Source organism: Achromobacter deleyi, from assembly GCF_013116765.2.
Classification (GTDB): domain Bacteria; phylum Pseudomonadota; class Gammaproteobacteria; order Burkholderiales; family Burkholderiaceae_B; genus Achromobacter; species Achromobacter deleyi_A.
Window position 1 is genome coordinate 3,782,570 of record NZ_CP074375.1, and the last position, 26,797, is coordinate 3,809,366.

The 26,797-nt window shown below is 66.3% G+C and carries 24 protein-coding genes; 14 read left to right on the forward strand and 10 right to left on the reverse strand.

Features of this window, described 5'->3' with window-relative positions; all coding sequences use genetic code 11:
• The 4 genes from HLG70_RS16990 (at nucleotide 1) to minE (ending at nucleotide 4,036) form a co-directional block, all read left to right on the forward strand.
• Nucleotides 1–1,770 carry a glutamine--tRNA ligase/YqeY domain fusion protein gene (locus tag HLG70_RS16990; protein ID WP_171661816.1) on the forward strand — a complete coding sequence of 590 codons (1,770 nt, stop codon included), beginning with the start codon at nucleotides 1–3 and terminating at the stop codon, nucleotides 1,768–1,770.
• Between the two features lie 159 nt (nucleotides 1,771–1,929).
• A complete protein-coding gene (gene minC / locus HLG70_RS16995) occupies nucleotides 1,930–2,817 on the forward strand; it encodes a septum site-determining protein MinC (RefSeq protein ID WP_171661815.1) in 888 nt (295 codons plus the stop codon).
• A gap of 142 nt (nucleotides 2,818–2,959) precedes the next feature.
• Nucleotides 2,960–3,775 (forward strand): septum site-determining protein MinD, encoded by an 816-nt coding sequence (minD, locus tag HLG70_RS17000; RefSeq protein WP_171661814.1) that lies wholly within the window; start codon nucleotides 2,960–2,962, stop codon nucleotides 3,773–3,775.
• A gap of 3 nt (nucleotides 3,776–3,778) precedes the next feature.
• Complete coding sequence (minE, locus tag HLG70_RS17005; protein ID WP_171661813.1) at nucleotides 3,779–4,036, forward strand: cell division topological specificity factor MinE; 258 nt, start codon at nucleotides 3,779–3,781, stop codon at nucleotides 4,034–4,036.
• An 85-nt stretch (nucleotides 4,037–4,121) separates the two neighbouring features.
• Here minE and HLG70_RS17010 read toward each other — a convergent pair whose 3' ends face one another.
• The 4 genes from HLG70_RS17010 to HLG70_RS17025 form a co-directional block, all read right to left on the reverse strand.
• Nucleotides 4,122–4,346, reverse strand: a complete 225-nt coding sequence (locus HLG70_RS17010) for a glycine zipper 2TM domain-containing protein (protein WP_171661812.1) — start codon at nucleotides 4,344–4,346, stop codon at nucleotides 4,122–4,124.
• A 194-nt stretch (nucleotides 4,347–4,540) separates the two neighbouring features.
• Nucleotides 4,541–5,074, reverse strand: coding sequence for an isochorismatase family protein (locus HLG70_RS17015; protein ID WP_171662026.1), 534 nt, complete (start codon nucleotides 5,072–5,074; stop codon nucleotides 4,541–4,543).
• A 119-nt stretch (nucleotides 5,075–5,193) separates the two neighbouring features.
• On the reverse strand, nucleotides 5,194–6,867 hold the full coding sequence (gene ettA, locus HLG70_RS17020; RefSeq protein ID WP_171661811.1) for an energy-dependent translational throttle protein EttA: 1,674 nt from the start codon (nucleotides 6,865–6,867) through the stop codon (nucleotides 5,194–5,196).
• A 93-nt stretch (nucleotides 6,868–6,960) separates the two neighbouring features.
• Nucleotides 6,961–7,884 (reverse strand): DMT family transporter, encoded by a 924-nt coding sequence (locus HLG70_RS17025; RefSeq protein WP_171661810.1) that lies wholly within the window; start codon nucleotides 7,882–7,884, stop codon nucleotides 6,961–6,963.
• A 99-nt stretch (nucleotides 7,885–7,983) separates the two neighbouring features.
• Between HLG70_RS17025 and HLG70_RS17030 the strand changes: the two genes are divergently transcribed.
• Both HLG70_RS17030 and HLG70_RS17035 read left to right on the forward strand, forming a co-directional pair.
• Complete coding sequence (locus tag HLG70_RS17030) at nucleotides 7,984–8,775, forward strand: AraC family transcriptional regulator (protein ID WP_171661809.1); 792 nt, start codon at nucleotides 7,984–7,986, stop codon at nucleotides 8,773–8,775.
• Nucleotides 8,776–8,898: 123 nt separating this feature from the next.
• Nucleotides 8,899–9,414 (forward strand): hypothetical protein, encoded by a 516-nt coding sequence (locus tag HLG70_RS17035; RefSeq protein WP_171661808.1) that lies wholly within the window; start codon nucleotides 8,899–8,901, stop codon nucleotides 9,412–9,414.
• A 137-nt stretch (nucleotides 9,415–9,551) separates the two neighbouring features.
• Here HLG70_RS17035 and HLG70_RS17040 read toward each other — a convergent pair whose 3' ends face one another.
• The 6 genes from HLG70_RS17040 to HLG70_RS17065 all read right to left on the reverse strand — a co-directional run bounded on the left by HLG70_RS17040 (nucleotide 9,552) and on the right by HLG70_RS17065 (nucleotide 15,743).
• Nucleotides 9,552–10,547, reverse strand: coding sequence for an ABC transporter ATP-binding protein (locus HLG70_RS17040; RefSeq protein ID WP_171661807.1), 996 nt, complete (start codon nucleotides 10,545–10,547; stop codon nucleotides 9,552–9,554).
• Nucleotides 10,544–11,518: an ABC transporter ATP-binding protein gene (locus HLG70_RS17045; RefSeq protein ID WP_171661806.1), complete on the reverse strand. Its 975-nt coding sequence runs from the start codon at nucleotides 11,516–11,518 to the stop codon at nucleotides 10,544–10,546. Before HLG70_RS17045 ends, HLG70_RS17040 begins: the two co-directional genes overlap by 4 nt.
• A 7-nt stretch (nucleotides 11,519–11,525) precedes the next feature.
• Entirely contained in the window at nucleotides 11,526–12,440 is a 915-nt protein-coding gene (locus HLG70_RS17050) for an ABC transporter permease (RefSeq protein ID WP_171661805.1), read from the reverse strand.
• On the reverse strand, nucleotides 12,440–13,429 hold the full coding sequence (locus HLG70_RS17055) for an ABC transporter permease (RefSeq protein WP_171661804.1): 990 nt from the start codon (nucleotides 13,427–13,429) through the stop codon (nucleotides 12,440–12,442). Before HLG70_RS17055 ends, HLG70_RS17050 begins: the two co-directional genes overlap by 1 nt.
• A gap of 61 nt (nucleotides 13,430–13,490) precedes the next feature.
• A complete protein-coding gene (locus tag HLG70_RS17060; RefSeq protein WP_171661803.1) occupies nucleotides 13,491–15,062 on the reverse strand; it encodes an ABC transporter substrate-binding protein in 1,572 nt (523 codons plus the stop codon).
• Between the two features lie 183 nt (nucleotides 15,063–15,245).
• Complete coding sequence (locus HLG70_RS17065) at nucleotides 15,246–15,743, reverse strand: MarR family winged helix-turn-helix transcriptional regulator (RefSeq protein ID WP_171661802.1); 498 nt, start codon at nucleotides 15,741–15,743, stop codon at nucleotides 15,246–15,248.
• A gap of 368 nt (nucleotides 15,744–16,111) precedes the next feature.
• Between HLG70_RS17065 and HLG70_RS17070 the strand changes: the two genes are divergently transcribed.
• The 8 genes from HLG70_RS17070 to HLG70_RS17105 are packed head-to-tail and all read left to right on the forward strand — an operon-like array spanning nucleotide 16,112 to nucleotide 26,790.
• A complete protein-coding gene (locus tag HLG70_RS17070; RefSeq protein WP_171661801.1) occupies nucleotides 16,112–18,334 on the forward strand; it encodes an indolepyruvate ferredoxin oxidoreductase subunit alpha in 2,223 nt (740 codons plus the stop codon).
• Between the two features lie 11 nt (nucleotides 18,335–18,345).
• Entirely contained in the window at nucleotides 18,346–19,890 is a 1,545-nt protein-coding gene (locus HLG70_RS17075; RefSeq protein ID WP_171661800.1) for an indolepyruvate oxidoreductase subunit beta family protein, read from the forward strand.
• Between the two features lie 27 nt (nucleotides 19,891–19,917).
• Nucleotides 19,918–20,895 (forward strand): PDR/VanB family oxidoreductase, encoded by a 978-nt coding sequence (locus tag HLG70_RS17080; RefSeq protein ID WP_171661799.1) that lies wholly within the window; start codon nucleotides 19,918–19,920, stop codon nucleotides 20,893–20,895.
• Nucleotides 20,896–20,916: 21 nt separating this feature from the next.
• Nucleotides 20,917–22,236: an aromatic ring-hydroxylating dioxygenase subunit alpha gene (locus tag HLG70_RS17085; protein WP_171661798.1), complete on the forward strand. Its 1,320-nt coding sequence runs from the start codon at nucleotides 20,917–20,919 to the stop codon at nucleotides 22,234–22,236.
• Nucleotides 22,233–22,724, forward strand: coding sequence for an aromatic-ring-hydroxylating dioxygenase subunit beta (locus tag HLG70_RS17090; RefSeq protein ID WP_171661797.1), 492 nt, complete (start codon nucleotides 22,233–22,235; stop codon nucleotides 22,722–22,724). Before HLG70_RS17085 ends, HLG70_RS17090 begins: the two co-directional genes overlap by 4 nt.
• 9 nt (nucleotides 22,725–22,733) lie before the next feature.
• Nucleotides 22,734–24,386: an AMP-binding protein gene (locus HLG70_RS17095; RefSeq protein WP_171661796.1), complete on the forward strand. Its 1,653-nt coding sequence runs from the start codon at nucleotides 22,734–22,736 to the stop codon at nucleotides 24,384–24,386.
• A complete protein-coding gene (locus HLG70_RS17100; RefSeq protein ID WP_171661795.1) occupies nucleotides 24,383–25,552 on the forward strand; it encodes a thiolase family protein in 1,170 nt (389 codons plus the stop codon). The genes HLG70_RS17095 and HLG70_RS17100 overlap by 4 nt, the downstream gene beginning before the upstream one ends.
• Nucleotides 25,549–26,790, forward strand: a complete 1,242-nt coding sequence (locus HLG70_RS17105) for an SDR family NAD(P)-dependent oxidoreductase (RefSeq protein WP_171661794.1) — start codon at nucleotides 25,549–25,551, stop codon at nucleotides 26,788–26,790. The genes HLG70_RS17100 and HLG70_RS17105 overlap by 4 nt, the downstream gene beginning before the upstream one ends.
• Nucleotides 26,791–26,797: the final 7 nt, after the last annotated feature.

Consider the following 26,797-nt stretch of genomic DNA (forward strand, 5'->3'; position numbering starts at 1 on the left):
ATGACCACCGCCACGACGCCGACCCCCGCCGCATCAAATTTCCTGCTCAACATCGTCCAAGACGACCTCGAAGCGAACCGCTTCCAGGGCAAGCGCTGGGCGGGCAAGCCTGGCCCGGCGGCCTTGCAGCAGCAGGGAGAAGCGGACCCGGCCCGCATCCGCACGCGCTTTCCGCCGGAGCCCAATGGCTACCTGCATATCGGCCACGCCAAGAGCATCTGCGTGAACTTCGGGCTGGCGCGCGACTTCGGCGGCGTCTGCCACCTGCGCTTTGACGACACCAACCCCGAGAAAGAAGACCAGGAATACGTCGACGCCATCATCGAGGCCGTCCACTGGCTGGGCTTTGACTGGAAGGCCGACAACGGCCAGGAAAACCTGTACTTCGCCAGCGATTACTTCGGCTACATGTACGAGTTCGCCGAAGCGCTGGTGGAAGCCGGCCACGCCTACGTGGACGAGCAAAGCGCCGACGAGATCCGCGCCAACCGCGGCACGCTGACCGAACCCGGCACCGACTCGCCCTGGCGCAACCGCCCGGCCGCGGAGTCGATCGCGCTGCTGCGCGAAATGCGCGACGGCAAGCACCCCGACGGCAGCCTGGTGCTGCGCGCGAAGATCAACATGGCTTCGCCCAACATCAACCTGCGCGACCCGGTCATGTACCGCGTGCGCCACGCCACCCATCACCGCACCGGCAACCAGTGGTGCATCTACCCGATGTACAGCTGGGCGCACCCGGTGGAAGACGCCCTGGAAGGCATCACGCACAGCGTCTGCACGCTGGAATTCGAAGACCAGCGCCCGTTCTACGACTGGATCCTCACGCGCCTGGCCGAACTCGGCAAGCTGGCCGCGCCGCTGCCGCACCAATATGAGTTCGCCCGCCTGAACCTGAGCTATGTCGTCACCAGCAAGCGCAAGCTGCTGCAGCTGGTGCGCGAAGGCCATGTGGACGGCTGGGACGATCCGCGCATGCCGACCATCTTCGGCCTGCGCCGCCGCGGCTATACGCCGGCCTCGATCCGCCTGTTCTGCGACCGCACCGCCGTGTCCAAGTCCGATTCGCGCATCGACTACAGCCTGCTGGAGCAGGCCGTGCGCGACGACCTGGACCCGATCGCCGCCCGCTCGGTGGCGGTGCTGGACCCGATCAAGCTGATCATCACCAACTACCCCGAAGGCCAGACCGAAGCCTGCACCGCGCCGCGCAACCCGCACGACCCGGAAGCCGGCGTCCGCGAATTCCCGCTGTCGCGCGAGCTGTGGATCGAACGCGACGACTTCCGCGAAGAAGCGCCCAAGAAGTATTTCCGCCTGTTCCCCGGCAACACCGTGCGCCTGAAGTACGGCTACGTGGTGCGCTGCACCGGCTTCACCAAGAACGAAGCCGGCGAAGTCGTCGAGGTCCATGCCGAGTACCTCCCGGACACCAAGAGCGGCACGCCGGGCGCCGACAGCGTCAAGGTCAAGGGCAACATCACCTGGGTCAGCGCGGCCCACGCGGTGCCCGCCCAGATCCACCTGTACGACCGCCTGTTCGCCGACGCGCGTCCCGATGGCGGCGACAAGGACTTCCTGGCCTGCCTGAACCCGAATTCCAAGCAGACCGTCACGGCCTGGCTGGAACCGGGCACCGTGGCCACCCCTGGCGCCACCTGGCAGTTCGAACGCCTGGGCTACTTCACGGCCGACCTGAAGGATTCCTCGGAGCAGGCTCCGGTGCTGAACCGCATCGTGACCCTGCGCGATTCCTGGGCCCAAGGCTGACCGTTCGCGTGCGTAATACGGGAAAAAGGCGCCTTGAGGCGCCTTTTTCTTTCGGAGCCCTTGCGGCTCAGGCCGCCCTGGGCGGGTTATCATCCCCGACATCCCGCAGCCGGTCGAGCGCGCCGTTTCCAGGCGCCCGAACCGCCAGCCATAATCAAGATGAACACTGAATCCCTAGCCCTGGACTTCAAGAGCGCCACCCTGTATGCCATCCGGGTGGTTCTGCATAGCGCCGACCCCGAACGCCTGAACGCCGCGCTGGCCAAGCGCATGGCCGATGCCGGCAGCTTCTTCGAAAACGAACCCGTCGTCATCGACGCCAGCCGCGTCGAGGAAAAGATCGATTGGACCGCCCTGGTGGCGGCGCTGCGCGGCCACAACCTGCCCCCCATCGGGGTGGTGGCCGAAGGCGCCAACCTGCAAGCCGCGCGCGAGGCCGGCCTGACGCCGGTGGAGCTGTCCACGCCCGCCGCCCGGCCCGCCCCCGTGGTCGACACCGCCCCGCCGAACGACGTCGCCACGCCCGTGCCCTCGGTGCCGGCCGCGTCCGTCGAAATCGCGCCCGCCCCCACCGACACGTCGGCGGCCGATGCCGCGGCGGTCGATACCGCGGCGGCCGACACCGCGGCAGCCACGCCCGAACCGATGCCGGCGCGCGCCGCCAGCAACACCACGTCCGCCTCCAGCCCCACGCCCGCCGCGCCGCACTCATCTTCGGCGCTGGTCATCACCAAGCCGCTGCGTTCCGGCCAGCGCGTCTACGCGCGCCATACGGACCTGGTGGTGATCGGCATGGTGAGCCAGGGCGCGGAAGTCATCGCCGACGGCAACGTGCATGTCTATGGTCCGTTGCGCGGCAAGGCGATGGCCGGCGCGCGCGGGGACACTTCGGCCCGCATCTTCACGACGCATCTGGATGCGGAGCTGCTGGCCGTGGCCGGCGTGTACCGGGTGGTCGAGGACAAGCTGGACCGCACGCTGCAGAATCAGCCCGCGCTGGTCCGGCTGGACGGCGACACCCTGCGCATCGAGGCCCTGAAGGCGTGACGCCCCGGCTCTTGTCGCGCACGCCAGGAAGCGCCGGCGCGGCGGAAGCCCTGCACAACCTCAACACATCCTGTAAGAAGCCTTACATGGGCTTTTTGCTTTACGATAACGCGATTTATTCGAACATAAGGGTTTGATCGTCATGACACGCATTGTTGTGGTGACTTCCGGCAAAGGCGGCGTGGGTAAAACCACGACGAGCGCCAGTTTTTCCGCGGGCCTCGCGATGCGGGGCCACAAAACCGCTGTCATCGACTTCGACGTCGGCCTGCGCAATCTCGACCTCATCATGGGCTGCGAGCGTCGCGTGGTGTACGACTTCGTCAATGTGATCCAGGGCGAAGCCACCCTCAACCAGGCGCTGATCAAGGACAAGCAGCTTGAAAACCTGTTCATCCTGCCCGCCTCGCAAACGCGCGACAAAGACGCGCTGACGCAGGATGGCGTGGAAAAGGTCATCAACGACCTGAAGGGCATGGGTTTCGATTACATCGTCTGCGACTCGCCCGCCGGCATCGAGACGGGCGCGCTGATGGCCGCCTACTTCGCCGACGACGCCCTGGTGGTGACCAATCCGGAAGTCTCGTCGGTGCGCGACTCCGACCGCATCCTGGGCATCCTGGCGGCCAAGTCCAAGCGCGCGGTCGACGGCGGCGAGCCGGTCAAGGAATTCCTGCTCCTCACCCGCTACAACCCCAAGCGCGTGTCCGACGGTGAAATGCTGTCGCTGGGCGACATCGAGGACATCCTGCGCATCAAGCTGATCGGCGTCATTCCGGAATCGGAAGCGGTGCTGCAGGCGTCGAACCAGGGCCTGCCGGCCATCCACCTGAAAGAGACCGACGTCTCCGAAGCCTACAAGGACGTCGTCAGCCGTTACCTGGGCGAAGACAAGGCCCTGCGCTTTACCGATTACGAAAAGCCCGGTTTCCTGAAACGCCTGTTCGGAGGCAAGTAAGCAATGTCCTTCCTGTCGTTTCTGCTCGGTCAAAAGAAATCTTCCGCTTCCGTCGCCAAAGAACGGTTGCAGATCATCCTGGCCCACGAGCGGGGCCGCGGCGACTCGCCCGACTACCTGCCGCAGTTGCAGCAGGAACTTATCGCGGTCATCTCCAAGTACGTGAAGATCAACCCTGAAGACATCAAGGTGCACCTGGAACGCCAGGACACGCTGGAAGTGTTGGAAGTGAAGATCGAGATGCCGCAGAACGAGACCTGATGCCCCTTGCGCGCCGGCCTCCCGGCGTGCGCGGAGCATAAAAAAACGCCCGGCATTGCCGGGCGTTTCGCATGGCGCGGGACGTTTAGCGCTTGCCGACCTGATCGCCGATCACGCCGCCGATTGCCGCTCCCCCCACTGTGCCCAGGATGCCGCCGTTGGTGATGACGGCGCCTGCCACGCCGCCCAGCGCGGCTCCGCCCACGGTGCTCTTTTGACGATGGCTCATGCCATCCCACGAAGAGCAGCCAGCCATGGTTGCGGTAATAGCCAGGGCAGCACAGATTTTGGAAAGCGATGCGATTTTCATGTTGAAGCTCCTATTCTTATACCCAGGGGCCGCAGCAATGAACCTGACGCGAGCGCGCGGTCCCCTTTTTTGGGTTTAGGGCTGTCAGGATCGCAAAATATCCGGGATGGCGGTGTGAGGTTTGCCCAGGAATTGTGTCAAAGGGCGAGAGAATCTTTGCAGCCCACTGGGGACAATGTTGCAGGCGGCGGCGGCTATTTGACCAGACGTAACACCTCGCGAAAGCGCGGGTGCTCGCAAGTCTCCATCCATTCGAAAATCGCCATCTCGGACGTGACGATTTCCGCGCCATGCGCACGCGCGCGGCGCAAGGCGGCATGGTGATCGGAAGGCTTGCGCGATCCCGCCGCATCGGACACGAGCACGGCCTTGTAGCCCAGGTCGACCAGGCCGATCACGGTCTGCAATACGCAGATATGCGCCTCGCAGCCCGCCACCAGTATCGTCCTGCGCGCGGCCGGCAGCCAGCCGTCGAAGCCGGGCTCGCGCGCGGAAGAGAAATGCATCTTCTGGAACGTTCCCTGCACCAGTTCACGCAGCGGATCGACCGTCACGCCCAGCATCTTGCTGTGATGCTCGGTGGCGACCACCGGCACATCCAGCAAGCGCGCGGCCTGCGCGAGCTTGTGCGCGGCATTGAGCACCGCTTCGCCATCATGGATGACGGGCATGAGGCGGCCCTGCATATCGACGATCAGCAGGGTGGAATCGGAGGCGGACAGCAGCATGATGGTGAACTCCCTGAGCAAGGCTTCAGGATAACCCCGCAAGGCCGCGATTTTCCCGACCAGGAAAAATCCCGGCGCGAAGGCCGGGATTTTTCAGGGTGCATGGCCCGCAGGCTTGCTTACTTCAGGGCCTTGTAGCGCAGGCGCTTGGGCTTGGCGCCCTCTTCGCCGAGGCGGCGCTTCTTGTCGGCTTCGTACTCTTGGTAATTGCCGTCAAAGAACACCACTTGCGAATCGCCTTCGAAGGCCAGAATGTGCGTGGCGATACGGTCCAGGAACCAGCGATCGTGGCTGATCACCATGACGCTGCCGGGGAACTCCAGCAAGGCGTCTTCCAGCGCGCGCAGGGTTTCCACGTCGAGGTCGTTGGACGGTTCGTCCAGCAGCAGCACGTTGCCGCCGGCGATCAGCGTCTTGGCCATGTGCAGGCGGCCGCGTTCACCGCCCGAGAGCTGGCCCACGACCTTGTTCTGGTCCCCGCCCTTGAAATTGAAGCGGCCCAGATAGGCACGCGACGACATTTCGAACTTGCCGACCGTCAGGATGTCGGCGCCATCGGCCACCGCATCGAACACCGTCTTCTTGTCTTCCAGCGCATCGCGCGACTGGTCGACATAGGCCAGCTTCACGGTCTGGCCGATATTCACTTCGCCCGAATCCGGCTGCTCGCGGCCCGCGATCATGCGGAACAGCGTCGACTTACCGGCGCCGTTGGCGCCGATGATGCCCACGATGGCGCCCGGCGGCACCTTGAAGCTGAGGTTGTCGATCAGCAGGCGATCGCCATAGGCCTTGCTGACGTTGTTGAACTCGATGACCTCGTTGCCCAGGCGCTCGCCCACCGGAATGAAGATTTCCTGGGTTTCGTTGCGCTTCTGGTACTCGTAGGACGACAGTTCCTCGAAACGGGCCAGGCGCGCCTTGGCCTTGGCCTGGCGTCCCTTCGGGTTCTGGCGCACCCACTCCAGTTCCTTCTTGATGGTCTTCTGGCGGGCGGATTCCGAGGACTCTTCCTGCTTGAGGCGGTCTTCCTTCTGTTCCAGCCACGAGCTGTAGTTGCCCTTCCAGGGGATGCCGTAGCCGCGGTCCAGTTCCAGGATCCATTCGGCCGCGTTGTCCAGGAAGTAGCGATCGTGGGTCACGCCCACGACGGTGCCCGGGAACTTGTGCAGGAACTGCTCAAGCCACTCCACGCTTTCGGCGTCCAGGTGGTTGGTGGGTTCGTCCAGCAGCAGCATGTCGGGCTTGGACAGCAGCAGGCGGCACAACGCCACGCGGCGCTTTTCACCGCCGGACAGGTTGCCGACGATGGCATCCCAGGGCGGCAGGCGCAGGGCGTCGGCCGCGATTTCCATCTGGTGTTCGATATCGTCCGAGCCGCTGGAGGCGGCTGCGGCGATGATGGCTTCCAGGTCAGCCTGCTCGGCGGCCAGCGCATCGAAATCGGCGTCCGGCTCGGCGTAGGCGGCGTAGACCTCGTCCAGGCGCTTCTTGGCGGTGACCACCGCGCCCAGGCCTTCTTCGACCGACTGGCGGACCGTGTGCTCGGGATTGAGCTGCGGCTCCTGCGGCAGGTAGCCGATGTTCAGGCCCGGCATCGGAATGGCTTCGCCTTCGATCTCGCGGTCGACGCCCGCCATGATCTTCAGCAGCGTCGACTTGCCCGAGCCGTTCAGGCCCAGCACGCCGATCTTGGCGCCAGGAAAAAACGAAAGCGAGATATCGCGCAGGATCTGCCGCTTGGGCGGCACGATCTTGCCGACGCGGTTCATGGTGTAGACGTATTGGGCCATGGGCTCGTATAGGAGATATAGCTGAGAAACCGTTGATTGTAGGCCGGAACCCTGACCGGTGTGCGACCGCGGCGATCCGGCCCCATTCCATGGTCAGACGGTCCCGTTGGCCCGCCCCGCGAAACGCGGCGTGCGCATCTGCGCCAGCATCACGCCCGCCAGCGCCAGGGCGCCACCCACGATGTGAAAGAGATGCGGCTTCTCGCCCAGGAACACCGCGGCGATCGCCACGGTGAACACCGGCATCACGTTCAGGAAAATGCTGGCGCGGTTGGGTCCCAGGTGCCGCACGCCCTGCATCCACAGGAACGGGGCGAACAGCGACGGAAACACCGCCGCATAGAGGACCAGCGGCACGTTGGCGGCATTCAGCGGCGAAGGCGGCGCCATCAGGAAGGCGGGAAGCTGGAACAGGATCCCGAACGCGACCTGCACGTACAGCGATTGCCACGGACCCACCGGCAGCGCCCAGCGGCGCAGCAGCACCCCGTACAGCGCATAGGCCAGCGCGCCCAGTCCCATCAGCACGTCGCCATGGTTGGCGCCCACGGACAACAGCCGGGCCGGATCCCCCTCGCCGATCAGAAGCGCCAGGCCCGCCAGCGACACCAGGCCGCCCAGCATCGCCATGAACGAAGGACGCTCGCGCAGCACCACCGCCACCACCGCAACGGTCAGAAGCGGAATCATCGCGGTAATGAAGCCCATGTTGGTCGCGGTGGTGGTGGACGCCGCCACGTAGGCCAGGCCCTGGTACAGCGCCATGCCCAGCCCGCCCAGCACGGCGAACTTCGGCAGATGGGCCAGTACCGCGCGGCGCTGCGCCCACACACCCGGCAACGCAAAGGGGGTCAACACGGCCCCCGCCAGCGCCCAGCGGTAGAAGCCGATGGCGGCCGGCGCGATCACGCCGGCCGCCATCTTGGTCACGATCATATTGACCGACCAGATCAGGGCCGCCAGCAGCGGGAACAACAGGTAGCGAACGGGAAGGTGCGGGGCATCGGGGCGCGTCATGGGAAGCAATGCTGCAAAACAGGAATGGCCGGCCAGTGTAGGAGGCGTCCGACATCATGTATATAATGAAAAACGGACAAACCCACACGAACTTCCGACATGGCTCACGCCGACGTCCCCCCGGTCCTGGCCGAACACCTGCCCTACCCGCTGGCCTGTCGCATCCTGCACTTCACGCCCAAATCGCGCATGAAGCGCCACACTTCCTCGTGGGCCGAACTGAACTTTGCCATTTCCGGCATCATGGAAATCGGCATCAACGGCGTCAGCTACCTGTCGCCCCCGCAGTACGCCATCTGGATACCACCGCAAGTCGAGCACTGCTGCCAGAACGAAGGCGAAGTGCACTACGCCTGCATCGACATCCCGGCCGAGGCCTGTGCAGGCCTGCCCGCCGCGCCCTGCACGCTGGAGATCAGCCCCGTCATGCGGGCGATCCTGGCCGACTTCGAACGGCGCGGCATTTGCTATCCGGCTACGCCGGAAGACCGGCGGATGGCGCAGATCGTCATCGACCAGCTTCGCCAGGCCCGCGCCTACGCCAGCTACCTGCCCTCGACCACCGAACCCGTGCTGGCCCCGATCCTGGCCGCGCTGCAAGGCAATCCCGGCGACAAGCGCGGCGCCGCCCATTGGGCCTCGACCGCCGGCATCACCGAGCGCACCTTGCTGCGCCATTGCCAGCAGCATCTGGGCATGTCGTTCAACGAATGGCGCCAGCGGCTGCGGGTGGTCTGCGCGCTGGGCATGCTGGACGAGGGCCGGCCGGTACTGGCGGTTGCCCGCGACCTCGGCTACAGCACGCCGTCCGCCTTCATCGCCATGTTCCAGCGATTGACCGGCCAATCCCCCGACAGCGCGCGCAAGCGCAGCCTCCCCGCTCCGCCCTGAACGCCCCGTCCCGCCTCGTCATCCAAGCGTCCGATGCACCGCGGCGCGGATCGCGAGACAATAGCGTCTGACTTTACGTATCTGCCGTGCCGTCGCGGCTTCATCGCGCCCAGGAACCCCTTCATGTCCGCCTCCGCTACTCCCCCTGCTTCCTTGACCCATTTCAGTGCTCCCGAACTGGACATGCTGGCCAAGACCGCAGACGCCCTCAGCGCCTACCTGGGCAAACCCGTGCTGGCCGAAGTGGTGCTGGGCGACGAAGGCACCGAATGGGTGACCTATGGCGTGCCCATCGACGAGAACGCCAAGGTCGACGAAGAACAGATCCACGTCCAGCTGGGCGGCCCCGGCGCCCGCATCCTGGGCAACCGCGGCGGCCTGCCCCAATCCGACGACGACACCTATGACTGCCTCTACCTCTGGGCCATCCAGATCTCGCTGAACGACGGCGAACGCTTCATCAAGCTGGACCACGACGGCGAGGAATCCGCCTGGTCCGACAACCTGGAAGACGTGCTGCCCTTCGCCCTGAGCGAAGAACCGCAAGCGGATCCGGACGAGGAAGAGGAAGAAGAGGAAGACGGCGAGGACGAAGACGACGACACGCCCTACGACGACGTGCACAACCACCGTCATTGACATGAAACATCACCTGGCTCCCGCCAGGTGATGCGCGCCCCGCAAAACGCAGGACGCAAGACGCAGGACGCGAAGCGCACGCCGCGCCGGACGCCTAAAGAACCAGCAGCGTCCAGCAGAACCCGCCGTCCCCAGGATCACCCCCCGATCCGCCCCTCCTCAACCGCATGGCAAGCCACAACCGACACCCCCGCCAGCATCGCCACCGGCGCCTCCGCCCGGCACCGGTCATTGGCATGCGGACAGCGCGGATGGAACGTGCACCCCGGCGGCGGATTCAAGGGATTGGGCACCTCCCCCGCCACCGCGGTGCGCGGCTTGCCCGCCCCGTTGAGATCCGGAATCGCCTCCAGCAGCATCCGCGTATACGGATGCCGCGGCCGAGCGAACAACTCGTCGCGCGGCGCCACTTCCACCATGCGTCCCAGGTACATCACCCCCACCCGGTCGGCCACGTGATGCACCACCGCCAGGTTGTGGGAAATGAACAGATAAGTCAGCCCCAGTTCCCGCTGCAGGTCCTTCATCAGGTTCAGAACCTGCGCCTGCACCGACACGTCCAGCGCCGAAGTCGGCTCATCGCACACCAGGAACTCCGGATTCACCGCCAACGCCCGCGCAATCGAAATGCGCTGGCGCTGGCCGCCCGAGAACTGATGCGGATAGCGCCCCTGATCCGCCGGATCCAACCCCACCTGCCGGAGCAGATCGCCAACCCGCGCCACGCGCTCGTCCGGCGTCATCTGCGTATGCGTCAGCATCGGCTCGGCGATGATGCGGCCCACCCGCCAGCGCGGATTCAAGCTGGCATAAGGATCCTGGAAAATCATCTGCAAGCGCTTGCGCAGGGCGCGCCCGCCCGGCTCCGACATGCGCGACAGCGGCTGGCCGTCAAAACGGATATCTCCACGGGTCAGGCCATACAGCCCCACCAGCATCCGGGCCACCGTGGATTTTCCACAGCCCGATTCGCCCACCAGCGCCAGCGTCTCGCCGCGCGCGATCTCGAACGACACGCCGTCCACCGCCCGCAGCATCACCTTCGGCTTGCCGGCAAGCTTGCGCTCCAGCCATGGCGGCGACACATCGAACCAGCGCGCCGCGTCCTTTACTTCCACCAGAGGGGTGCTCATGCGGCCACCTTGTCATCATGCAACCAACAGGCCGCGCGGGACGTGCCCGCCGGCATCAGCTCGGGACGGTCCTGCACGCAGCGCGGCATGCGCTGGCCGCAGCGGGGATTGAAGGCGCATCCCGGCGGAATGGCATTGAGCCGCGGCATGCTGCCGTCAATCTGCACCAACCGCTCCTTGTGGCCCTCCAGCGAAGGAATGGACCCCATCAGCCCCGCCGTATACGGATGGCGCGGCTTGTGGATCACATCCGCCACCGGCCCGATCTCGGCCACGCGGCCCGCGTACATCACCGCCACCCGGTCCGCGGTTTCCGCGATCACGCCCATATCGTGCGTGATCAGCATGACCGCCGTGCCCTGCTCGCGGCACAGACGCTTGAGCAGTTCGATGATCTGCGCCTGGATCGACACGTCCAGCGCGGTGGTCGGCTCGTCGGCCACCACCAGCTTCGGTTCCGCGGCCAGCGCCAGCGCGATCACCACGCGCTGGCGCATGCCGCCCGAGAACTGATGCGGATAGTGGTCGATGCGCTCGCGCGCGGCCGGAATGCCGGTCGACGCCAGCAGCTCCACCGCGCGGTTGCGCGCTTGCGCCCACGTCATATCCAGATGAGTCACGATGGTTTCCGCCAATTGCCGGCCCACCGTGTACAGCGGATTCAGCGACGTCAGCGGATCCTGAAACACCGCCCCGATCTCGCGGCCGCGCACGCGGCGCATCTGCTCGTCGGGAAGGTTGTCGATGCGGCGGCCCGCCAGCAGGATCTCGCCGCCGGCGATGCGGCCCGGAGGTTCAAGCAGGCCGATGATGGATGCGCCGGTCAGTGATTTGCCGGCGCCGGATTCGCCCACCACGCCCAGGACTTCGCCCGCCTTGATGGAAAAGGACACATCGTCCAGGGCGCGTAGCGTGCCGCGGCGCGTGGGAAACTCCACGCGCAGATTGCGGACTTCCAGAAGTGCGCTCATGGTTACCTCAATTCAGCCGCGGGTTGAGCGCATCGCGCAGCCAGTCGCCCAGCAGGTTGACCGACAGCACCAGCAGCACCAGCGCCGCACCCGGGAAGATGGTGATCCACCACTCGCCGGAAAACAGGAAATCGTTGCCGATGCGGATCAGCGTGCCCAGCGACGGCGCCGTCGGCGGCACCCCCACCCCCAGGAACGACAGCGTCGCCTCGGTGATGATGGCTGTCGCCAGGTGCACCGTGGCCAGCACCAGCACCGGTCCCAGCACATTGGGCAGCACATGGCGGAACATGATGACGGGCGAAGCCACGCCGATCACGCGCGCCGCCTGCACATATTCGCGGTTCTTCTCCACCAGCGTGGAGCCGCGCACGGTGCGGGCGTACTGGGGCCAGCCGGCCAGCGCGATGGCGCCGATCAGAACGGGGAAGGCGATCAGCTCATGCATCTCGCGCGGCACCGCCGCCCGCGCCACGCCGTCGATCAGCAGCGCGATCAGAATGGCGGGGAACGACAGCTGCACATCCGCGATGCGCATGATGAAGGCATCGATGCGGCCACCGGCATAGCCCGAAATCAGGCCCAGCACGATGCCGATCAGCATGGACAGCACCACCGACGCCAGCCCGATCAGCAGCGACACGCGCGTCCCGTACAGGATCGCCGAGTACAGGTCGCGGCCCTGGCTGTCCGTGCCCAGCAGATAGGTCTGCTGGCCATTGGCCTCCCAGGCGGGCGGCAACAGCGCATCCAGCAGCTCGACCTTGGTCAGGTCGAACGGATTGTGCGGCGCCACCCAGCCAGCCCCGAAGGATCCGATCAACAGGGCAGCCAGCAGCAAGGTCGCCACGATGGCCACGGGCGCCCGGCGCCAGGCCCAGGCAATGTCGCTGTCCCACCAGCGTTTGAGTACGGCGCGCATCAGTGAGCCCCCCCGCCGCGAGTCAGCCCGGAACGCAGGCGCGGGTCCACGACGAAATACAGAAGATCGACGATCAGGTTGATCACCACGAACACCAGCGCTATCAGGCACAGGTACGCGGCCATGACCGGCACGTCGGCGAATTGAACGGCCTGGATGAACAGCAGGCCCATGCCCGGCCACTGGAACACGGTTTCCGTGACGATGGCGAAGGCGATGATGCCGCCCAGCTGCAGCCCGGTGATGGTAATGACCGGCACCATCGTGTTCTTCAGGGCATGCCCGAAGTGGATGGCGCGGCGCTTCAGGCCCCGGGCGCGCGCGAATTTGATGTAATCGGAACGCAGGACTTCCAGCATTTCCGAACGCACCAGCCGCAGCACCAGCGTCATCTGGAACAGCGACAAGGTGATGGACGGCAGGATCAGGTGCTTCCAGCCCGTGGCGGTGAACAGGCCCGACGACCACCAGCCCACGCTGACCGTGTCGCCCCGCCCGTAGCTGGGCAGCCATCCCAGCTGCACGGAGAACACCAGAATCAGCAGGATTCCGATCAGGAACGTGGGCAGCGAGACCCCAAGCAGGGAGCCGGCCAGCAGCATCTGGGAAACCAGGCTGTTGCGCTTGAGCGCCGTATACACGCCCAGCGGCACGCCCACGACCAGCGCCAGCAAGGCCGCCACCATGGACAGCTCCAGCGTGGCCGGCAGACGCGACTTCAGCAGGGTGGAGACGGGTTCGCTCTGGCGCAGGGAAATGCCGAAATTGCCCTGCATGGCATTGGCCACGAAATGGCCGAATTGAACGACCGCGGGCTCGTTCAGCCCCAGCCGCTCACGCAACTCGATGCGCTCGGCATCGGTGGCGTCCTGCCCCAGCATGATGGTGACAGGGTCGCCGACGTATTGAAAAAGCACAAAGGCCAGTAGCGCGACGGTGAGCATCACCGCTACGGCCTGCAACAGGCGACGCAGTATGAAAGCGAACATAGGCGAAAAAAAGCAAAACGGCGGGGGTCGGATAGACCCCGCGCCGTCTGGTTAGCCTGGATCAGTCAACCTTGACCCAATCGGCAACGAGGCGATTGTCGGCACGGTGGATGACCGTGACGTTCTTGCGCATTGCCCAGGGGATGACCTGGTCATGCAGCGGAATGTGCCCGAAGTCCTTGGCGTGCCCTTGCAGCACGGTGATGATGTCGGCGTCGCGCTTGGCCGGATCGGTTTCCGTCTTGATCCGGTCGATGATGACGTCCAGTTCCTTGTTGCTGTAGTTGCCCAGGTTGTACATGCCGTCCGCGCCTTCGCCCTTGGTGCGGATCAGGTTCTGCAGCGTGTACATGGCATCGAACGTGGGCACGCCCCAGCCGAACAGGTAGGCGCTGGTATCGAACGACTGCACCTTGGGGAAATAGGTGGAGCGCGGCATGGCGTTCATCGTCGCCTTCACGCCCACCTTGGCCCACATGCCCACCACGGCCTGGCAGATGGCTTCGTCGTTGATGTAGCGGTTGTTCGGGCAGTCCAGCGTGAAGTTCAGCGTGCCGTCGTAGCCGGCTTCCTTCAGCAGGGCGCGCGCCTTCTCGGGATCGTAGGGCACGCGCTTGTGCACGGATTCCGCCCAGCCATGCACCTGCGGCGCGATCATCGTGCCGGTGGGCGCGGACAGGCCGCGCATCACGGCGCGCTTGATCGCGTCCACGTCGATGGCGCGGTACAGCGCTTCGCGCACGCGGATGTCCTGGAAGGGATTCTTGCCCTTGATGTTCGAGTACTGCAGCTCCGGACGCTTCTGGTCCAGGCCCAGGTAGATGGTGCGGTATTCGTTGCCTTCCACCACCTTCTGCGACTGGCGCAGACGCTCCAGATCCTGCGCGGCCGGATCCAGGACGAAGTCGATTTCGCCCGACAGCAGCGCCGCGGTGCGCGTGGCGTTCTGCTTGATCGGCGTGAATACCACTTCGGTCACGTTGCCGACCTTGCCGGCCTTGTTCCACCAGTCCTTGTTTTCTTCAAAGACGGTGCGCACGTCCACTTCGCGGCTCTTCAGCTTGTAGGGGCCGGTGCCGTTGGTGTTGCGCGCGCCGTAGGTTTCTTCCTTGTTGACGAAGTCCTGCGGCTTGGGGATGTTGTTCTTCTCCGACCAGGCCTTGTTCATGATGAACACGTTGGTCAGCTGGCGCAGCAGCACGGGGTTGGGCGCCGAGGTCTCGATCTCGACCGTCAGGTCGTCGATCTTGCGCGCTTCCTTGATGCCGGTCGTATAGGCCTTGTAGTTCGACGTGGGCGCCATGGCGCGGTGGATCGAGAACACCACGTCGTCCGCCGTGAAGGCGGCGCCGTCATGGAACTTCACGCCAGGGCGCAGCTTGAAGCGGTACAACGTCGGCGACAGCTGCTCCCACTCGGTCGCCAGGCGGGGCACTACCTTGAAGGTCTTGTCATAGTCGACCAGCGGCTCGTAGATGTAGCTGTTGGCGGCAATGGTCATGCCTTCGTTCTGCGAATGCGGATCAAACGTGAGGATGTCGCCCTGAGCGGCCCAGCGGAAGGACTTGGCTTGCCCGATCGAGGGCACGGCCACGGCGGCGGCGATCGCGATAGCAATCAGAGTGCGGCGCATAAGTATCAACTCCTGACAGTAGTCTGAATACCGGCGCGAGTGTGCCTACCCGCCAGACCCGCGTCAATTCAGGGTTTATGCGTACCGGGACCCCTTTTCACAGAGGGAAAACAATTAGGGACGCATATGCTTGTAACAAAATAATCGAAGCGAACGGCGTTCGAGTGCGCGCATACAACGGACTTACTCGTCGGCCTCAAAGGGAAGCTCCAGCGGCACGTGCTCCGTCATCAGCACTTCCAGCATCTCGATCAGCAGCGCCGCCTTCTCTTCGCCGAAAGGCGCCAGGACCGCCTTCTGGTGCTGCAAGGCCTGTTCGCACAACGCGGCGATCAGGTTCGTCCCTTTGGCAGTGATGCAGACCCGCGTCTGCCTGCGGTCCGCGCGCACGCCTGTGCGGGCCACCAGCCCGTCGGCCTCCATGCGTTGAACCACCTTGCTCAGGGTCGGCTGCTTGGTGATGGCCAGCACCGCCAGGCTGCCTATGGTTTCGCCCGAGCTGCCTTCAAGACTGGCCAGCACCCGCCATTCGGTCACCGAAAGGCCGGCCGCCTTCACCTGCAAATGAAATTCCGCCGAAATGCGCTGGCTGGCCTGCGCCAGCAGATAGGCCAGATAGCCATCGACGAACCTGGGCCCGCGCGTACCCGCAAGCTCCCTGCGCTGCTTATCCAACCGCATGTTGCTTTGCTCCCACGCACTGGTTTCCAAGGTCGGCACACCGCCGAAAAACGCATTGCACCACGGCGGCGCAAGCACGCGCCATGATGTGCCGCAATGCTGTTGCGCAGCACAGGGTATACCCCGAATCGCAACCCGTTTTTGCGCCATTGCAGCGCCAAATTCGGGGCTGATACCTAAAGGACAACCAGTATATACACCCTTGTTTTAGAGTGATATTTTTTGATTTCCATGAAATTTCATCTTTTTTGTTGACAGCTAAAACGTTGACTCCTAAAGTATTTTTCAGGCGATGATTTCATGACATGACGATGCTGCGCAGCAGCAAGGCTTGAGGACCGGCGCGCCGGTCCGCGAAAGGGATCCAGATGGCTGAAAGGTCTTTCAAAAAAGAAGTCCAGCAATTGCGCATCGGAGCGGGCGAAGAGTTCCGCGGCGAAGGGATTCTTGCCGTCACCAAAGCCCTGCTGCAGTCCGGCGTGGGCTATGTCGCCGGCTACCAGGGTTCGCCGATCTCGCACCTGATGGACGTGCTGGCCGACGCCAACGACATCCTGCAGGAACTGGGCGTGCACTTCGAAGCCAGCGCCTCGGAAGCCACCGCCGCCGCAACCCTGGCGGCCTCCGTCATGTACCCCATCCGCGGCGCCGTCACCTGGAAGTCCACGGTCGGCACCAACGTCGCCTCGGACGCGCTGGCCAACCTGGCCTCCGGCGGGGTCACGGGCGGCGCGCTGGTCATCGTGGGCGAAGACTACGGCGAAGGCTCGTCCATCATGCAGGAACGCTCGCATGCGTTCGCCATGAAGTCCCAGATCTGGCTGCTGGACCCGCGCCCCAACCTGGAAAGCATGGTCAAGGCGGTGGAAGACGGCTTCGAACTGTCCGAAGCCAGCAAGACGCCCGTGATGCTGCAGTTGCGCATTCGCGGCTGCCATGTGCACGGCCGCTTCATCGCAAAGGAAAACAAGCGCCCCGCCTACTCGCTGGCCCAGGCGCTGGAAAGCCCGGCGCGCGACACCAGCCGCATCGTGCTGCCGCCCGCCTCCTTCCTGCATGAACAGGAGAAGATCAAGGAGCGCTGGCCCGCCGCCATCCGCTACATCAAGGAACACGCGCTCAACGAACACTTCGACGGCGACCAGGACGACATCGGCCTGATCCTGCAGGGCGGCCTGTACAACGGCGTCATCCGTTCCCTGCAATTGCTGGGCCTGGCGGACAACTTCGGCAACAGCCGCATCCCGCTGTACGTCATGAACGTGACCTACCCCGTCATCGAGGACGAGGTCATCGACTTCTGCCGCGGCAAGCGCGCGGTGCTGCTGCTGGAAGAAGGCCAGCCGGACTACATCGAACAGAACCTGCACGCCGTGCTGCGCCGCGCCGGCGTCGCCACGCACCTGTCGGGCAAGGACGTGCTGCCGATGGCGGGCGAATACACCACCCAGGTCATGCGCGACGGCCTGCGCGAATTCCTGAAGCGCCACCGGCCCGAATCGCTGCAGACGCATCCCGCCGTCGCGGCCGACCCGCAGGCGCAGGCGCGCCAGCTTGAAATCACCGAGGTGTCGCGGCCCAAGCCCGCCCGCCCCGCCGAGCAGCCCATCACCTTCCACAAGCACGTCGAAGGCTTGGCGGCCGTGGTGCCGCCCCGCCCGGCCGGCTTCTGTACGGGCTGTCCGGAACGGCCCATCTTTTCCGCGCTGACGCTGGCGCAGGAAACGCTGGGCCAGCACCACATTTCCTGCGACATCGGCTGCCACCTGTTCTCGATCCTGCCGCCCTTCAACCTGGGCGCCACGACCATGGGCTATGGCCTGGGCGCATCCAGCGCGGCGGCCTTCAACGTGCCGGCCGCCAAGCGGCCCATCTCCATCATGGGCGACGGCGGCTTCTGGCATAACGGGCTGTCGTCCGGCATCGGCAACGCGGTGTTCAACAAATACGACGGCGTCATCGTCATCGTCGACAACTTCTACGCCTCGGCCACGGGCGGACAGGACATCCTTTCGTCGCGCGCCGACAACCCCGACCGTTCCACCAACAATCCCATCGACCACGCCGTGCGCGGCGTGGGCGTGAAGTGGGTGCGCACGCTGGACCGCACCTATGACGTCGCCCGGGTGCGCGCCACCCTCGAGGAAGCGCTGACCACCGACGTCAAGGGGCCCAAGGTCATCATCGCGCAGTCCGAGTGCATGCTGAACAAGCAGCGGCGCGTGAAGCCGCTGTTCAACAAGGCGGTCAGGGAAGGCCGCCGCGTGGTCAAAGAGCGCTTTGGCGTGGATCCGGACGTGTGCACGGGCGACCACGCCTGTATCCGCTTGTCCGGCTGCCCGTCGCTGACGGTCAAGGACAGCGGCGACCCCCTCAAGGAAGACCCGGTGGCGCACGTGGAAAGCAGCTGCGTGGGCTGCGGCAACTGCGGCGAAGTCGCCCATGCCGCCGTGCTGTGCCCGTCCTTCTACCGCGCCGACATCGTCCACAACCCGACCGGCGGCGACCGCTTCCTGGCGCGCGTGCGCGGGGCGGTCATCGGCTTCCTGCAGCGCCGCCGCGCGGCCCGCCTGGCTCAAAACGCCCTTTAAGGATCCGCCTCATGAACCCGGTGGCTATGCAGCAAGGCAACCCGATCAAGATCGCCATCCTGGCCATGGGCGGCCAGGGCGGCGGCGTGCTGGCCGACTGGATCGTCGACATGGCCGAACACGCCGGCTGGTGGGCCCAGACCACCTCCGTGCCCGGCGTGGCCCAGCGCACCGGCGCCACCATCTACTACCTGGAACTGCTGCCCGAAGCCGACGTCAAGCGCGCCGGCCGCCAGCCCGCGCTGGCGCTGATGCCCACCCCCGGCGACGTGGACCTGGTGGTGGCGGCCGAATTGATGGAGGGCGGCCGCGCCATCCAGCGCGGCCTGGTCACGCCGGAGCGCACGGTGCTGATCGCATCCTCGCACCGCAGCTATGCGGTCAGCGAAAAGTCGATGCCCGGCAACGGCATCGCCGATCCCAACAAGGTGCTGGAAGCCGGCCGCGCCGCGGCCAGGCGTTTCCTGTGCTTCGACCTCCAGGAGCTGGCCGACCGCGCCGGCAGCGTCATCAGCGCCAGCCTGTTCGGCGCGGTGGCCGGCAGCGGCGCCCTGCCCTTCGCGCGCGACGCCTTCGAGGCCACCGTGCGCCGCGCCGGCCTGGGCGTGGACGCCAGCCTGCGCGCCTTTGCATTGGGCTTCGAATCGGCCGACCAGGCGCCCGCGCAACCCGCTGCCATCGACCTGGCGCGGCCGGTTCCGGCCCTGCCCGAACGCGCCGCCCATCCCCGGACCCAAGCCCTGCTGGACCAGATCCGGCGCGACTTCCCCGCCTGTGCGCAGCCCATGCTGGCCGCGGGCGTGCGTCGCCAGATTGAATTCCAGGACCTGCCCTACGCCCAGGACTACCTGCGGCGCATGCAGGCGATCCGCGACCTGGATGCGCGGCATGGCGGCGAGGCCCGCCAATGGGCGCTGACCTGTGCCGCCGCGCGCTACGTGGCCACGGCCATGGCCTACGACGACGTGATCCGCGTGGCGGACCTGAAGACCCGCGGCACGCGCTTTGACCGGGTGCGCCAGGAAGTGGGTGCGCGTCCGGACCAGCTGGTCTACCTGACGGAGTTCATGCATCCGCGGCTGGAAGAAATCTGCGGCACCCTGCCCTCCCGGCTGGGACGCTGGCTGGAAAGCTCCAAGGCGTTCGGCGGCTTTGTCGAACGCCGCCTGGGCAAAGGCCGCCGCATGCAGAGCGGCACCTTGGGCGGCTTCCTGATGCTGTACACGCTGGCCGGCATGCGGCGCTTTCGCCGCAGCACGCTGCGCCACCAGATCGAAACCGAAGGCCTGGAGCAGTGGCTGGCGCTGATCGCCAGGCTGGCGCCGCAGGATTACGCGCTGGCGGTCGAAACCGTCAACTGCCGCCGCCTGGTGAAGGGCTACAGCGACACGCATGTGCGCGGCGGCGGCAAGTACCGCCAGCTGATCGCCGCGGCAGCCCAGCTGGCTGGCCGCCCCGACGCCGCCGACTCGCTGCGCGCGCTGCGAGACACCGCCCTCGCCAACGAAAAGTGCGGGCCCATGGAACGCCAGCTGGCCGAGAAACTGGCCGCTTGAGCCCAACACCAGACGGAGACAGAAATCGTGCAGACACTCAAACTGATCGTCCGGGAAGTCCGGCAGGAATCGCCGCTGATCCGCTCGTTCCGGCTGGCGCGTGAAGACGCCGGCCCGCTGCCCGCCTTCGGACCGGGCGCGCACCTGAAGGTATCGGTCCCGGGTCTACGCGAGCCGCGCTGCTATTCGCTGGTGCAACTCGCGCCGGAGGCCGGGCGGTTCGCCCAGCCCGCCGAATACCGCCTGGGCGTGCGGCTGGAGGAAGCCAGCCAGGGCGGGTCCCGCCACATGCATGCACTGGCCGAAGGCGACACGCTGACGGTCGAAGGTCCCAGGAACGACTTTCCGCTGCATGAATCGCCGGCGGGCGATGAGCCCGTCGTGCTGATCGCGGGCGGCATCGGCATCACGCCCATCGCGTCCATGGCCGCCGCGCTGAAAGCCGCCGGCCGCGCCTTCCAGCTGCATTACTGCAGCCGCAGCAAGGACCAGCTCGCCTTCCTGCCCGAACTGCAGGCGCTGGCGGACGGCGAACTGACGCTGCACGCCGACGACGACCCGTCCACCCGTTTCGATCTCCAGGCGCTGCTGGCATCCGCGACGCCGCGCCAGCATCTGTATGTGTGCGGCCCCAAGGGCCTGATCGACGCCGTGATCCAGGGAGCCCGCGCGCGCCATTGGCCGGACGCCCACATCCATTTCGAACTCTTCGTCACCGCCGCGGCGCAGGCCGGCGACCAGCCCTTCGAAGTCGAGCTGCGCCAGTCCGGCCGCGTGCTGACCATACCCGCGGACAAGACCATCGTCGACGTGATGGAAGAAGAAGGCTGCGACCCGATGTTCGACTGCAAGCGCGGCGAATGCGGCGTCTGCCAGGCCACCGTGCTGGAAGGCGAACCCGACCATCGCGACTACTACCTCTCCGATACCGAGAAGGCCAGCGGCAAGATCATCCAGATCTGCATCTCTCGCGCCAAATCCGCGCGCCTGGTGCTGGACCTGTAAGGCCTCGACCAGGAACCGACCATGGCCAAATACCGCGACAACCCCGACGCCATCCGCGCCCTGCTGCGCGACACCGAAGTGCACAAGGACCTGTTCATCGACCAGGAGCTGTTCGACCTGGAGATGGAGCGCCTGTACGCCAACACCTGGGCCTATGTCGGCCACGACAGCCAGGTGCCCAATCCGGGCGACTACATCACCACCACGGTGGGCAACCAGCCCGTCGTGATGGTGCGCCACAGCGACTGCAGCGTGCGCGTGCTGCACAACCGCTGCCCGCACAAGGGCACCATGGTGGCGGGCGACGCCTGCGGCAACACCGGCAAGTTCTTCCGCTGCCCCTATCACGCCTGGACCTTCAAGACGGACGGCAGCCTGCTGTCGATTCCCCTGAAGAAGGGCTACGAGAACACCGGCCTTGAAAACTGCGAAGCCAGCCAGGGCATGGCCGCCGTGAAGGACGTGAAGAACCACCGCGGCTTCGTGTTCTGCCGCCTGAACCCGGACGGCCAGTCGTTCGAGGAGTTCTTCGGCGAATCGCTTTCCACCCTGGACAACATGGTGGACCGTTCGCCGGAAGGCCGCCTCGAAGTCGCCGGCGGCGTGCTGCGCTACATGCACCGCTGCAACTGGAAGATGCTGGTCGACAACCAGACCGACACCTGCCACCCGATGGTGGCTCACGAATCGTCCGCGGGCACGGCGGTCAAGGTCTGGGAACAAGCCCCGGAAGGCACGCCCAAGCCCATGGCGGTGGAGCTGTTCGCCCCGTTCATCTCGCCCTACGAGTTCTTCGAGAACATGGGGATCAAGGTTTGGGAGAACGGCCACGGGCATACCGGGGTGTCGGACTCCATCCACGCGTCCTATTCCGGCGTGCCGGGCTACTGGGAATCCATGGTGGCGGCCTATGGCGAGGAACGCGCCACGCAGATCCTGGGCGACGTGCGCCACAACACGGTGTACTTCCCCAACATCATGGTCAAGGGCCCCATCCAGACGCTGCGGATCTTCAAGCCCATCGCCGCCGACCGCACGCTGGTGGAGTCCTGGACATTCCGCCTGGTGGGCGCGCCGGACCTGCTGCTGGAACGCACCCTCATGTACAACCGCCTGATCAACGCCCCAACGTCCGTGGTGGGCCACGACGACCTGGAAATGTACGAGCGCGCGCAGGACGGCCTGCACTCCCGCGCCCGCGACTGGGTGAACGTGGGACGGCTGTATGCGCCCGATGAAGTCGGCCAGAAGAACGTCGCCACCAATGGCACCAATGAATGGCAGATGCGCAACCAGTACCGCGCATGGGGCCGCTACATGACCGGACCGGAGTCCGTATGAGCGCAAGCGACCGCGAGTTGATTGATTTTGTCTATGCCGAAGCGCGCATGCTGGACGAGCTGCGATTCGAGGACTGGCTGAACCTGTACACCGACGACGGCTACTACTGGATGCCGCTGGCCCACGGCCAGACGGACGCAAAGCTGCACGCATCGCTCATGTACGAAGACAAGCTGCTGTTGCGCGTGCGCGTGGAGCGGCTGGCGGGCCAACGCACGTTCTCGCAGCAGCCCAAGAGCCGCTGCCATCACCTGCTGCAGGCGCCCGCCGTGGAGCACGGCCACCCCGAGGCCGCGCCCGCCGAAGGCCGCCATGTGGTGCGCACCGCCTTCCATTACGTCGAGACGCGGCAGGACGCGCAGACGTTGTACGCAGGCTGGGCCACGCACCACCTGGTGGAGCAGGACGGCGCCCTGCGCATCCGCTTGAAGCGCGTTGACCTCGTCAACTGCGATGCCGCCTTCGGCAACATCCAACTGTTCATGTAGGAGCGGCTTGTGAGCACCACCGTCCATCAGGCTTTCCTAGACACCGCTTCCCGCCACGGCGCCCAGCCGTTCCTGTGCATCCTGCCGGAGACGGCCGGCGCCTATGGCATCGACGCAGGCGAACTGTCCTATGGCAGGGCCGCCGACGCCATCGAGACGCTGCGCGCCGCCTACGCCCGCGCCGGCTATGGCCACGGTCACCGCGCCGGCCTGCTGCTGGAGAACCGCCCCGCCTTCTTCCTGCACTGGTTCGCGCTGAACGCGCTGGGCGTGTCGGTGGTCCCGATCAATCCGGACCTGCGCGCCGCCGAACTGGAGTATCTGACGGGCCACTCCGAGATCGCGCTGGCCGTGGCTCTGCCCGAACGCCACGCCGACCTGCTGGCGGCGGCCGAACGCGCCGGCCGCAAGCTGCGCGTGATGGGCCCGGACGATGCCCCGCCCGCCGCGCCGTTTCCGGCCCCCTTGGGCGACACGCCGCCCGCCGAACTGAGCGAATGCGCGCTGCTCTACACATCCGGCACCACCGGCCGCCCCAAGGGCTGCATCCTGCCCAACCGCTACTTCCTGCACGCGGGCGGCTGGTACGCGCGCATCGGCGGCCTGGCCGCGCTGCGCCCGGGGCAGGAGCGCATGCTGACGCCGCTGCCGCTGGTCCACATGAACGCCATGGCGTATTCGGCCATGGCCATGGTGCTGACGGGCGGCTGCCTGATCCCGCTGGACCGCTTCCACCCCAGGACATGGTGGGACAACGTGCGGGAGTCCGGCGCCACCGTGCTTCACTACCTGGGCGTCATGCCCGCCATCCTGATGAAAGCCCCGCCATCCGGCCACGATCCGCAGCCCGCGATCCGGTTCGGCTTCGGCGCGGGCGTGGATCGCAAGCTGCATGCGCCCTTCGAAGCGCGCTTCGGCTTCCCGCTGCTGGAAGCCTGGGCCATGACCGAAACCGGCGCGGGCGCCGTCATCATCGCCAACCAGGAGCCGCGCCACGTCGGCACCAGCAGCTTCGGCCGCGAAGAAGACGACGTGCAGGTGCGCATCGTGACGGACGCCGGCTCGCCCGCCGCTATCGGCGAACATGGCGAACTGCTGGTGCGCCATGCCGGAGACGATCCGCGCTATGGCTTCTTTGCCGGCTACCTGAAGGACGAGGCCGCCACCAACGAAGCCTGGCAGGACGGCTGGTTCCATACCGGCGACATCGTGCGGCGCGAGGCCGACGGCGCCCTGCGCTTCGTCGACCGCAAGAAAAACGTCATCCGCCGCAGCGGCGAAAACATCTCGGCCGTGGAAGTGGAAAGCGTGCTGATGCAGCACCCGCTGGTAAAGGCCGTGGCGGTCGCCGCCGTGCCCGACCCGGTGCGTGGTGACGAAGTTCTGGCCTGCGTGGTGCCGGAAACCCTGCCGGCCGACGCCTCCGCCATGGCGGAGGCCGCGCGCAGCATCGTGCAATGGAGCCTGGAGCAACTGGCCTATTACAAGGCGCCAGGCTATGTCGCGTTCGTGGACAGCCTGCCGCTCACCACCACCAACAAGATCCAGCGCGGCGAAATGAAGACGCTGGCGCCGGCCTTGCCCGGCACGGCGCGTTGCGTGGACACGACTTCAATGAAGAAGCGCCCGTCGGAGAAGCGCCCCCAGGAGCCCGCCCGATGAGCCGCCAGGGCTATGACGGCGTCGTGGCGGCCCTGCCCGTCACGATTCCGTACGAGCGCTATTCGACGCATGCCGCGCACTGGTGGCTGGGACGCGCGCTGGGCGCGCTGATCCGGCAAGCCGGCGTGGCCAAGACCGACGTGGACGGGCTGTGCGTGTCCAGCTTCACCCTGGCGCCCGACACGGCGGTGGGCCTGGTTCAGCATCTGGGCATGACCCCGCGCTGGCTGGACCACATCCCCATGGGCGGCGCCAGCGGCGTGGCCGCGCTGCGTCGCGCCGCAAGGGCCGTGCAGGCGGGCGACGCCAGCGTGGTCGCCTGCATCGCGGGCGACACCAACCATGTAGACTCGTTCCGCAACACGGTCAGCCAGTTCTCGCGCTTTGCGCAGGACGCCGTCTATCCGTATGGCGCGGGCGGCCCCAACGCGAGCTTCGCGCTCCTGACCGCCAACTACATGCGCACGACGGGCGCCACCCGCGAAGATTTCGGCAAGCTCTGCGTCGCGCAGCGCGACAATGCCCTGCGCTATCCGCACGCGCTGATGAAAAAGCCGCTGACGCTGGCGCAGTACCTGGAAGCCCGCGTCATCACGGACCCCATTCACTTGTTCGACTGCGTCATGCCCTGCGCGGGAGCCGATGCCTTCCTGGTCATGAGCGAAGACCGGGCGCGGGCGCTGAACCTGCCCTATGCGCGGATCCTGTCCACGATCGAACGCCACAATGCCTGGATCGAAGACCCCATCCAGACGCGCGGCGGCTGGACCATGGACGTGGACGAGCTGTACGCCCAGGCCGGCGCCGCCCCCGCCGACATGGATTTCCTGCAGGCCTACGACGACTACCCCGTCATCAACCTGATGCAGATGGAAGACCTGGGCTTCTGCGACAAGGGCGCGGCGCCGGACTTCGTGCGACGCAACACCTTCACGGTGGACGGGAGCTTTCCCTTCAACACCAACGGCGGCCAGCTGTCGGTGGGCCAGGCGGGCGCCGCCGGCGGCTATCTCGGCATGGTCGAAGCGCTGCGCCAGCTGACGGGCGCGGCCGGCCGCAGCCAGGTGGCCGATGCGCGCATGGGGCTGGTCAGCGGATTCGGCATGATCAATTACGACCGCGGGCTGTGCACCGCCGCGGCCATCCTGGCAAGGAGCGACGCATGACCGAGCCGTTGGCCAAGCCTCCCCGCAAGAATCCGGTTGCGCGCACCCGGCAGCCTACGCTGCCGCCCGGTTCGCGCAGCCGCGCGGCGCTGGGACTGACCGCCGCCGCCGCGGAAGGACGCTTCGATCTCCAGACCTGCGCCGATTGCGGCGCGGTGCAATACCCCCCGCGCGAAGTCTGCGGCCATTGTCTGTCCGAACATCTGCCCTGGCGGCCCGCCGATCCGAACGGCGCGCTGCTGGTCAGCACCGTCCTGCACCACAGCAATGACCTGTACTTCCGTGAACGCCTGCCCTGGCGCGTGGGCACGGTGCGGATGGACGCCGGCCCGTCCGTCGTGGCGCATGTCCACCAGGACTGCGTCGACGGCGGCCGCGTGCGCCTGGCGCTCAAGCTGGACCGCAGCGGCCAGGCCGTGATGATCGCGCTGCCTGAAAGGAATACCCCGAACATGGAAGACGACAAGACCCTGCGCGAGACCTCGTGCGACCCGAAGTTCCGCCGCGCGCTGGTGACCGACGGCAAATCGGCCGTCGGCCAGGCCGTCGCGCGCGCACTGCTGGACGCCGGCTGCCCCACGGTGTTCCTGGGCGACCCGCAGGCCTGGAAGCGCGATGCCGCCTTCGAGGCGCTGGCCGCGGACCCGCGCGTGCAAGCCGTGACGCTGGACGTGACAGACACCGATTCCGTCGAACGCGTGGCCGCCTCCATCGGCGGCAAGGTCGAGATCCTGGTGAACACCGCCGACCTCGAACGCGAAGGCGGACTGTTGAACCGCAAGGATGTGAACACGGCGCGCGACGCCATGGACGTGAACGTCCTGGGCCTGATGCGGCTGGCGCAGTGCTTCGGCCCTGCGCTGTGCGGGCGCGCCGCCGACGGCGTCAACAGCGCCACGGCCTGGGTCAACGTGCTGTCCATCTACGCGCACATGAACCTGCCGTCGCGCGGCATGTGGTCCGCTTCCAAGGCCGCCGCGCTGTCGCTGGCGCAATGCCTGCGCGCCGAAATGCGCGCTGCGGGCGTGCGGGTGGTGAACGTCTTTCCCGGCCCCGTCGACCATGAATGGGAACAGCGCACTCCGCCGCCGCGGGTGGCGCCGGCGGCGATTGCCGCCGCCATCGTGCGCGCGCTGAAGGACGGCATCGAAGACGTATACGTGGGCGACGTGGCGCAGGAGTTCCGCGCCCGGCTGGCCGAGAACCCCAAGGGCCTGGAGCGGGAGCTGGGCGCCTAGCCTCGCG

Bases quoted from the DNA above. Each gene is read 5' to 3' on its own strand.
- HLG70_RS17030 (WP_171661809.1), top strand. From the start codon at position 7,984: ATGGCTCACGCCGACGTCCCCCCGGTCCTGGCCGAACACCTGCCCTAC.
- HLG70_RS16990 (WP_171661816.1), top strand. From the start codon at position 1: ATGACCACCGCCACGACGCCGACCCCCGCCGCATCAAATTTCCTGCTC.
- HLG70_RS17105 (WP_171661794.1), top strand. From the start codon at position 25,549: ATGACCGAGCCGTTGGCCAAGCCTCCCCGCAAGAATCCGGTTGCGCGC.
- HLG70_RS17070 (WP_171661801.1), top strand. From the start codon at position 16,112: ATGGCTGAAAGGTCTTTCAAAAAAGAAGTCCAGCAATTGCGCATCGGA.
- HLG70_RS17035 (WP_171661808.1), top strand. From the start codon at position 8,899: ATGTCCGCCTCCGCTACTCCCCCTGCTTCCTTGACCCATTTCAGTGCT.
- HLG70_RS17015 (WP_171662026.1), bottom strand. From the start codon at position 5,074: ATGCTGCTGTCCGCCTCCGATTCCACCCTGCTGATCGTCGATATGCAG.
- HLG70_RS17025 (WP_171661810.1), bottom strand. From the start codon at position 7,884: ATGACGCGCCCCGATGCCCCGCACCTTCCCGTTCGCTACCTGTTGTTC.
- minC (WP_171661815.1), top strand. From the start codon at position 1,930: ATGAACACTGAATCCCTAGCCCTGGACTTCAAGAGCGCCACCCTGTAT.
- HLG70_RS17055 (WP_171661804.1), bottom strand. From the start codon at position 13,429: ATGTTCGCTTTCATACTGCGTCGCCTGTTGCAGGCCGTAGCGGTGATG.
- HLG70_RS17085 (WP_171661798.1), top strand. From the start codon at position 20,917: ATGGCCAAATACCGCGACAACCCCGACGCCATCCGCGCCCTGCTGCGC.
- HLG70_RS17010 (WP_171661812.1), bottom strand. From the start codon at position 4,346: ATGAAAATCGCATCGCTTTCCAAAATCTGTGCTGCCCTGGCTATTACC.
- HLG70_RS17065 (WP_171661802.1), bottom strand. From the start codon at position 15,743: ATGCGGTTGGATAAGCAGCGCAGGGAGCTTGCGGGTACGCGCGGGCCC.
- HLG70_RS17075 (WP_171661800.1), top strand. From the start codon at position 18,346: ATGAACCCGGTGGCTATGCAGCAAGGCAACCCGATCAAGATCGCCATC.
- ettA (WP_171661811.1), bottom strand. From the start codon at position 6,867: ATGGCCCAATACGTCTACACCATGAACCGCGTCGGCAAGATCGTGCCG.
- HLG70_RS17040 (WP_171661807.1), bottom strand. From the start codon at position 10,547: ATGAGCACCCCTCTGGTGGAAGTAAAGGACGCGGCGCGCTGGTTCGAT.
- HLG70_RS17090 (WP_171661797.1), top strand. From the start codon at position 22,233: ATGAGCGCAAGCGACCGCGAGTTGATTGATTTTGTCTATGCCGAAGCG.
- HLG70_RS17060 (WP_171661803.1), bottom strand. From the start codon at position 15,062: ATGCGCCGCACTCTGATTGCTATCGCGATCGCCGCCGCCGTGGCCGTG.
- minE (WP_171661813.1), top strand. From the start codon at position 3,779: ATGTCCTTCCTGTCGTTTCTGCTCGGTCAAAAGAAATCTTCCGCTTCC.
- HLG70_RS17045 (WP_171661806.1), bottom strand. From the start codon at position 11,518: ATGAGCGCACTTCTGGAAGTCCGCAATCTGCGCGTGGAGTTTCCCACG.
- HLG70_RS17050 (WP_171661805.1), bottom strand. From the start codon at position 12,440: ATGCGCGCCGTACTCAAACGCTGGTGGGACAGCGACATTGCCTGGGCC.
- HLG70_RS17100 (WP_171661795.1), top strand. From the start codon at position 24,383: ATGAGCCGCCAGGGCTATGACGGCGTCGTGGCGGCCCTGCCCGTCACG.
- minD (WP_171661814.1), top strand. From the start codon at position 2,960: ATGACACGCATTGTTGTGGTGACTTCCGGCAAAGGCGGCGTGGGTAAA.